This window comes from Pseudomonas rosaeacicularis (genome assembly GCF_057128745.1).
In genome coordinates this window covers 131,516-139,332 of the sequence record NZ_JBSKHT010000009.1, presented here as the reverse complement: position 1 = coordinate 139,332, position 7,817 = coordinate 131,516, and the positions used below count along the sequence as shown (strand labels likewise).

Here is a 7,817-nt window from a genome sequence, read left to right as displayed (position 1 = left end):
GCTTCTGCCGAAGGCGTAGGAGCCTTGCTTGCAGGCGATGGGCTGCGAAGCGGCCCTAAATCCAGCCGCTTCTATCGAACCTGACACACCGCATGCACCGGTTTTACTGCCGGTACCCGGCAGATCGCGGGCAAGCGACGCTCCTACGCCCTCCTGGCGGGATCAAAAGCTTCGCGAGCAAGCTCACTCCTACAGGGCTGCGCTCAGAATCAAAATGTCGCAAACACCCGTCATCCCATTGTCTGTCCGGCGTTTTACGTCTAGTTTGCTGCCCCAACATAAGTACAAAAATTCAGGAGTCATCGATGCAACCGATTCGTCTCGGTCTGGTGGGCTACGGCAAGATTGCCCAGGATCAACACGTCCCCGCGATTCACGCCAATCCTGCCTTTGAGCTGGTCGCGGTCGCCACCCAAGGGCAGCCCTGCGTCGGGGTGCAGAACTTTTTATCCCTGGGCGAGTTGCTGGAGAACGGACCGCCGGTCGATGCCATCGCGTTTTGCACACCGCCCCAAGGCCGTTTTGCCCTGGTGCGTGAGGCGCTGGCCGCCGGTAAACATGTGCTGGTAGAAAAACCGCCTTGCGCCACGCTCGGTGAAGCCATGGCACTGGTGGGGCTGGCGCAGGAGCAAGGCGTCAGCGGTTTGTTTGCCTGGCACTCGCGATATGCGCCCGGCATCGCTGCCGCCCGTGACTGGCTGGCAACCCGCACCCTGCAAAGCGTGCAGATCGACTGGAAAGAAGACGTGCGCAAATGGCACCCCGGCCAGGCGTGGATCTGGCAACCCGGCGGTTTGGGCGTGTTTGATCCTGGCATCAACGCCCTGTCGATTGCGACGCACCTGCTGCCGTTGCCGTTGTTCGTCGAGTCTGCCGAGCTGCGCGTGCCGAGCAACTGCCAGTCGCCCATCGCCGCTTCCATCAAAATGTCCGACGCACGCCACCTGGATATTCGCGCCGAGTTCGATTTCGACCACGGACATGATGAGCTGTGGAGCATCGAAGTCCGCTGCACCGAAGGCACGCTGCGTCTGGACAACGGAGGGGCCTTGTTGAGTATCGATGGCGTACGCCAGGCGGTGTCGGAGGAGGGCGAGTACGCGGCGGTGTATCGGCATTTCCAGCAGTTGATTGGCGACAAGGCCAGTGATCTGGACCTGCAACCGCTGCGACTGGTCGCCGACAGCTTCTTTGTTGGCAGTCGGACGCTGGTCGAGCCGTTCTACGATTGATCGCCATCTGAGCATTGGCGTCAGGCCTACAGACACCGCTTTCATCCGGCGATCTCCACGAGCCCAAGCTCAGGTGAATGCGGATCGCCCGCGCCGCAGACTGATGAGAGTAAACCGAGCAAGAGGGAATCACCCCGCCCTGAACCGCCAGACAATTTCCACCACGCGCAGCGCCACCACCAGATAAATCAGGCACAGGATGATCTGGAAAATGACGTGGTAGCGAAGTTTCGCCAGCCTGCGCAGACCGTCGCTGACGCTCAAAAACATCAACCCGGCAGAGACCGCAATCAGCCCCCAACCGGCAATGTTGGCGGCAAACACGCTAAAGAAAAACGGTTCGGCGCTGCGCAGTGTCTGGGTGCCTGCGGCAAAGAGCAGGGCGCAGACCAGCAGGTTCTTGATGTTATCGAAGACCTGAGTGTTCAGGTCAGTGTCCAGCACAGCAAGGTATTTTTGCCAGAGTCTGCGCATCGTTTGCCACCCGCGTGATCGGTCATGGGTAGGTTGAGCATAGTGATCAATCCTGACGGGCTGCGATAAACGGGCGATTCAGCCGGATCCGTCAGGCGCTCAGATAAACTTCGGTCCTGTTACGTCCGTTGTGTTTGGCGGCATAAAGGGCGGTGTCGGCTCGCTCGACAAAGGCCTCCAGAGTCGGACATTCGTGGGGCAGACAGCTGTACACGCCCAGGCTAATGCTGACAATACCGAGCGGATTACCCGCATGTTCCAGATTGCGTGCGAGCACCGCCAGACGAATTTTTTCGGCGAGGACGTAGGCGCCCGCAGCGTCGTTATAAGGCAGGAAAATCGCCATTTCTTCGCCGCCGTAGCGCACCGCCAGATCGCCCGTGCGGTTCAGGCATTCGCGGATACACTGCGCCACCGCAACAATGCATTTGTCTCCGGCGACATGGCCGTACGCATCGTTGTAGCTTTTGAACAAGTCGATATCGATCATGATCAGGCTCAACGGATGCGGGTTGATGTCGGCGAACTCAAGGCTCAGCAGCTCCTGGAAATGCCGACGGTTGGCCAGCCCCGTCAGGCTGTCCTGGAGCGCGAGTCTTTCCAGCGAGTGGCTGGCGATGCGTAGTTGCGTTTCAGCCCTTAGCCCGAAGCGTATTTGTTGAAACAGCAAAATCCCGAACAGCACATTGGCGATCAGCACGCAGACAATCACCAACAGCGAGCGCCAGGCGTTCTGCCGCCAGCCGTCGAGCACCTCGTACTCCGACAAGCCGGCCAGCACCACCAGCGGGTAGCGATCCAGGCGTTTGTAGCCATAGATGCGTTTGATCTGATCGAGCATCGAAATCACCGTCGCAGTGCCTTCGTAATGTTCGCTCAGGTATTTGCTGAACAACTCGCCCTGCGCGATTGAAGTGCCGGTTGATGTAGGGGTTGACGGACGACGCGCCAGTACCGTGCCATCGGCCAGCGCCAGAGTAATCACCCCTTTTTCGCCGATATCAAAACGGTCGAAGAAGCGGTCGAAGTACACCAGTTCGATAGTTGCTAGCACCACGCCAGCGAAGTTGCCTTGGGCATCGTTGATGCGCCGCGACAAGGGAATGACCCAATCGCCCGTGGTTCGGCTGCGAATGGCACTGCCAACGTGTGGCAGCTCGCTGTCGATGGCTTTGTGAAACTGAAAGTATGCGCGGTCGGCGTTGTTGGCGTTGGCGGGCATGCTCCCCAGCGAGGTGGCCGCCCAATTGCCGTCTTTGTCGTAGATGAACAGGCCCTGAATTTGCTCGACGCTGGCGGCGGTTGCGCGCAGGTAATCATGCATGCGCGGGCTGCGCGCGGCCTCCAAGCCATCATAGCTCAGCCGCTCAATGATTCCGGCGACGGGAATGGACGCCTCATCGAAAGCGTCATCGGCTTGCTGCGCCATCGAGCGAGACAAGTTGGAAGCGGAAGTATTGGCCATGACCAGTTCGTGGTTGCGCGCCTGGCGCAGTTGCCACAGCGTGATACTGGTAATGGAAACGCATACCAAAATGGTGAACAGCCCTGCCATCCACAGAACAGGCATGCGCTTCAAACGTCGGTTTTTTGGGTTGAAGTCCAGCCCGTCGTTTCGTTTCAAACCCCACTCCTTCAGAGCTACTGCTGCATAGAGAGTAGGGCAAGTTGTGGGGCGGCGGTACGAAAAAAGCACAAGGGCGGGAGTTGACGTTATTTGGTCGGCAGCAAACCTGAAGCTGGACACAGATTAAACAGGCAGCCACGGTCGTTGTTGGAGCGTGGCTTGCCCGCGAAGCTGACAAATTGATTTCCCTGAAACACCGCATCTGCAGCTTCGCGGGCAAGCCTCGCTCCTACGCCTGCGGCAGAAGCGGGATTAAATAAGCCGGTTTAACGCACTTCAACCCCGGCATTGCCATGGCTGTCGGCCTGCTTCACCGGGGAGGCGTGCTCCGGGATCGGGGCCTTGAGCAGGACGAAATAGGCCACCGCCGACAGCATGGCGACGATGGCACTGATCAGAAACGCGCTGGCGAAGTGCCCGGTGTACTGCACGCTGAACCCGGTGACGATGGGCGCGACCGATCCTGCGATGTAACCGCCGAAGTTCTGGATCGAGCCCAGCGAGGCCACACGTTTGGTATCGACCACGGTGTTGACCACCATCCACGCCGTGGCGCTGGACAGATTGATGCCGAACAGCGCGCCACACAGCAAGATCGTGCAGCCGGTCAGGCCAGTCACAAACGTCAGCGGCAGGGTAAACAGCGCCGCAATCACCAGCCCTCCGATCACCGTGTATTTGCGGCTATTGAGCACCCCCACGCCGCGCTTGACCAAACGGTCGCAAATCCGCCCGGCGACGATGGTGCCCACCGCACCAAACACATACGCGAACGACACCAACCAGGCTGTTTGATACGGGTCAAGGCCATGCTCGCGCTGGAAGTAGCCTGGCAGCCAGGTCAGGTGCAGCCAGAGCATGTAAATCACGCCCATGAACCCCAGAAACGTGCCCCAGGTGCTGCGGTGCTTGAACAGGTCCAGCCAGCCGGCGAAGAAAGAAGGTTTGGGCGTGCTGTCGAGAGCAGTGACTGGGATCGCAACCACAGGCTGTTCGCCGCTCGCCGCCAGTTGCGCCAGATACTGCGCACGGCTTTTGTAAAACATCATCCAGCACAGCGCCAGAACGATGCCGATGATCCCGGTAATGATGAACATCCCGCGCCAGCCGAAGTTGACCATGAACAGCGTCAGCACCGGCGGCGCCAGGCACGGCCCGATGCACGTCGAGGACCACACGATGCCCGTGGGCGTGCCGCGCTCATGGGGTTCGAACCACTCGTTCAGCGTTTTGGCGGCCGACGGGAACATCGGTGCTTCGCCGATACCGAGCAACACACGCAGGGCGAAGAAACTGCTGAAGCTGTTGATGAACCCCGAAGCGGTCTGCGCGATCGACCAGACCATCAACGCGCCACCCAAGGCGATTTTGCTGCCCAACCGATCGATCATCATGCCCATCGGCAACTGCGCGAAGGCATAGGCCAGAGAGAAGGCCGACAGCAAAATCCCCATCTCCGACGGGCTGATCAACATGTCCTTTTGAATGGTGGTGTTGGCGATGGACAGCGCGCTGCGGTCCAGATAGTTGACGATGCCGAAGCACATCAAAAACACGATGGTGATGGTCTGGTAGGTCTTGAGGCTTTTCATAGGCACCTTTTTTATTGTTGTTAAGGTTGCTGTGCCGCCTCGTCGACGGCAGGGACGAAGCGGCAGATTGTTCTACCTCGGGTTATCGATTTCGGGTCAAGTCACCGCCCCGATCTGCCACGGCACGAACTCGTTCTGACCGTAGCCGTGCTGCTCGCTTTTACTGCGCTGACCCGACGCGATGTCCAGCATCATCTGGAAGATGTACGCGCCGCGCTCCTCAATCGTCGTGCTGCCATCGGCAATGCCGCCGCAGTTCACGTCCATGTCCTCTTCCTGGTGCGTGAACATTAGATTGTTGGTCGCCAGCTTGATCGACGGCGTAGGTGCACACCCGTACGCCGAGCCGCGCCCGGTGGTGAAAGCGATCAAGTTGGCGCCGCCGGCCACCTGGCCTGTGGCCGACACCGGGTCGTACCCAGGCGTGTCCATGAACACCAGGCCCTGGGCAGTGACTTTTTCAGCGTATTCGTACACGCCCATCAGATTGGTCGAGCCGGCTTTGGCGACCGCGCCGAGGGACTTTTCCAGGATCGTCGTCAGCCCGCCGGCCTTGTTCCCCGCCGAAGGGTTGTTGTTCAGCTCAGCGTTCATGCGCTGGCAGTAATCCTCCCACCAGTGAATGCGCGCGATCAGTTTTTCACCAACGGCCCGGCTTACAGCGCGGCGTGTGAGCAGGTGCTCGGCGCCATAGATTTCCGGGGTTTCCGAGAGAATGGTCGTGCCGCCTGCCGCCACCAGTCTGTCCACCGCATTGCCCAGCGCCGGGTTGGCGGTGATCCCCGAATAACCGTCAGAGCCGCCGCATTGCAGACCGACCAGCAGATGCCGGGCGCTGACGGTTTCGCGCTTGATCCGATTGGCCTCGTCCAGCAGGGATTTGACCTGCTCGATGCCGCTGGCGATGGTCTTCGACGTGCCGCCCGTGCCCTGAATGGTGAATGCGCGCAGCTGGTTGCTGGCAGTCAGGCCCTGACTGTCGAGCAGGTCCTGAATCTGATTGGTTTCGCAGCCCAACCCGACCACCAAAACGGCGGCGAAATTCGGATGCACCGCGTAGCCCGCCAGGGTCCGGCGCAGCAGGTCGATGGCTTCGCCTTTGGAATCGATGGCGCAACCGGAGCCGTGGGTCAGCGCCACTACGCCATCGACGTTGGGATACGCCGCCAGCGCTTCGGGAAAAATATCGCGGCGAAAGCGGTCGGCAATTGCGCGGGCCACCGTCGCCGAGCAGTTCACCGAGGTCAGGATGCCGATGTAATTGCGCGTCGCCACGCGCCCGTCAGCACGCACGATGCCCTGGAAGAACGCCTCGGTTTTAGGGGTTTCGTGGGCATCGACGCCGAATGCGTAATCCCGGGAGAAGTCCGACATTTCGACGTTCTGCACATGTACGTGTTGCCCGGCTTCGATGGGCTGCGAAGCGAAACCGATGATCTGCCCGTAGCGGCGCAAGGGCTGGCCTTGTTCGACGCGAACGGTAGCGATCTTGTGCCCGGAAGGGATGGTCTCCAGCACCGTGATGCCTTCATCGGCCAGGCGCATGCCCTCGCTCAGCGGCTGGCGAGCGATGAGCACGTTATCGAGGGGGTTGAGCCGGATGACCACGGCGCTGCTGTCGAAAGCAGGCGTTTTGGCAATGAGTTCCATGAAGCCTCTCAGGACGGTCGCCGCCTGCATCTGCGTTCAGAACGCAACGGCTCCCGGGGCAGGAAACATCACCAGGGACAGCGCCGGAGCAGGCAGTCAGTTTCTTGTTATGCGCGGGGTTCGGGTCGCCCGCATCGGTTGCCGATCACTTTATGAAGCCGTTTGATAATTTCCCAATGAAAGGTTTCGATTGATTGATAACCAGTGGTTATCAACTTTGCGCCGTGGGATTTTGCGCTTTGAGGCTCATCATGAACTGCTCCACCGCCGCCGACATCGGCCTGGACTTGGAGGTCAGCAGACCCAGATTCGCCATCGCCAGCGGCAGTTCCACGGGCAATACGGCAATCATGGCGTAACGCTGATAGTGCTCGGCGACGTCGTAAGGGACCACGGCAATCATGTCCGAGGATTCAATCATCGAGGTCGTCGCCAGAATCGAGGCGGTCTCGACGATGTCCAGCGGATGCACCAGTTGCGCGGCCTGTAGCGCGTGTTCGACCTGACGGCGCATCGGGCTGCCCATCGGATGCAGGATCCATGTCTGCTGCGCCAGATCAGCCAATGTCGGCTTGGCCTTGCTTGCCAGTGGGTGATCAGGGCGGGCGATGATGCGCATCCGCTCGCCCTGTTCGAACAGCTGGATATCGAGGCCGTGGCTGTCGATCTGATCCGGCAAGCGCCCGAGCACCACATCGAAATCGCCGCGAATCAGCGCAGGCAGCAGGGTATCGCTGGTGCCCACTTCAATCGAAATGCGCACTTTCGGGTATTGCGCCTTGAACGCCAGCACGCCCCGGGTCAACAGCGTCGGCACCGGCCCCATCACAGCGCCGATGCGCACCCGCCCTAAGGCACCGCGCGCCAGTTCGGCAATCTGCGCTTCGGCGTTTTCAAACTCGTGCAGCGCGCCTTGGGCGTAGCGAATCATCACCTCGCCATACAACGTGGGTTGCATGCCCCGTGGCAATCGCTCGAACAGTTGAACGCCCAGCCGCTCCTCCAATTGCGCCAGCAACAGGCTAGCGGCGGGTTGCGAGGTGTGAATGGCGCTGGCGGCCTTGCCCAGGTTGCCCAGTTCGCCCAAGGCATTAAGCAGGGCGATTTGCCGGCTGGAGATTTTCAGGGTGCTGAAAGCGGGAGGGTCGGGGATGTTGTTTGGCATATCGGATCTGATATCGATGATTAGGATCTGGCAATTATGCGCGTATGGAGATTGGGCCTACAGTCCGTTTATTCGCA

At 60.0% G+C, this 7,817-nt stretch carries 6 protein-coding genes; 1 reads left to right on the top strand and 5 read right to left on the bottom strand.

Annotated features, from left to right (window positions below):
- Positions 1-305 precede the first annotated feature (305 nt).
- A complete protein-coding gene (locus ACWKWM_RS13490) occupies positions 306-1,232 on the top strand; it encodes a Gfo/Idh/MocA family protein (RefSeq protein ID WP_483846610.1) in 927 nt (308 codons plus the stop codon).
- 129 nt (positions 1,233-1,361) lie between these two features.
- Here the strand turns inward: ACWKWM_RS13490 and ACWKWM_RS13485 are convergent, their stop codons facing one another.
- The 5 genes from ACWKWM_RS13485 to ACWKWM_RS13465 form a co-directional block, all read right to left on the bottom strand.
- Positions 1,362-1,706: a hypothetical protein gene (locus ACWKWM_RS13485; RefSeq protein WP_483846609.1), complete on the bottom strand. Its 345-nt coding sequence runs from the start codon at positions 1,704-1,706 to the stop codon at positions 1,362-1,364.
- Between the two features lie 91 nt (positions 1,707-1,797).
- Positions 1,798-3,330, bottom strand: a complete 1,533-nt coding sequence (locus ACWKWM_RS13480; protein WP_483846608.1) for a sensor domain-containing diguanylate cyclase — start codon at positions 3,328-3,330, stop codon at positions 1,798-1,800.
- Between the two features lie 269 nt (positions 3,331-3,599).
- Complete coding sequence (locus ACWKWM_RS13475) at positions 3,600-4,925, bottom strand: MFS transporter (protein ID WP_483846607.1); 1,326 nt, start codon at positions 4,923-4,925, stop codon at positions 3,600-3,602.
- 96 nt (positions 4,926-5,021) lie between these two features.
- Entirely contained in the window at positions 5,022-6,575 is a 1,554-nt protein-coding gene (locus ACWKWM_RS13470; RefSeq protein WP_483846606.1) for a UxaA family hydrolase, read from the bottom strand.
- 211 nt (positions 6,576-6,786) lie between these two features.
- The gene (locus ACWKWM_RS13465) at positions 6,787-7,740 is read right to left on the bottom strand and encodes a LysR family transcriptional regulator (protein ID WP_483846605.1); all 954 of its coding nucleotides are present in this window, start codon (positions 7,738-7,740) and stop codon (positions 6,787-6,789) included.
- Between the last annotated feature and the right edge of the window lie 77 nt (positions 7,741-7,817).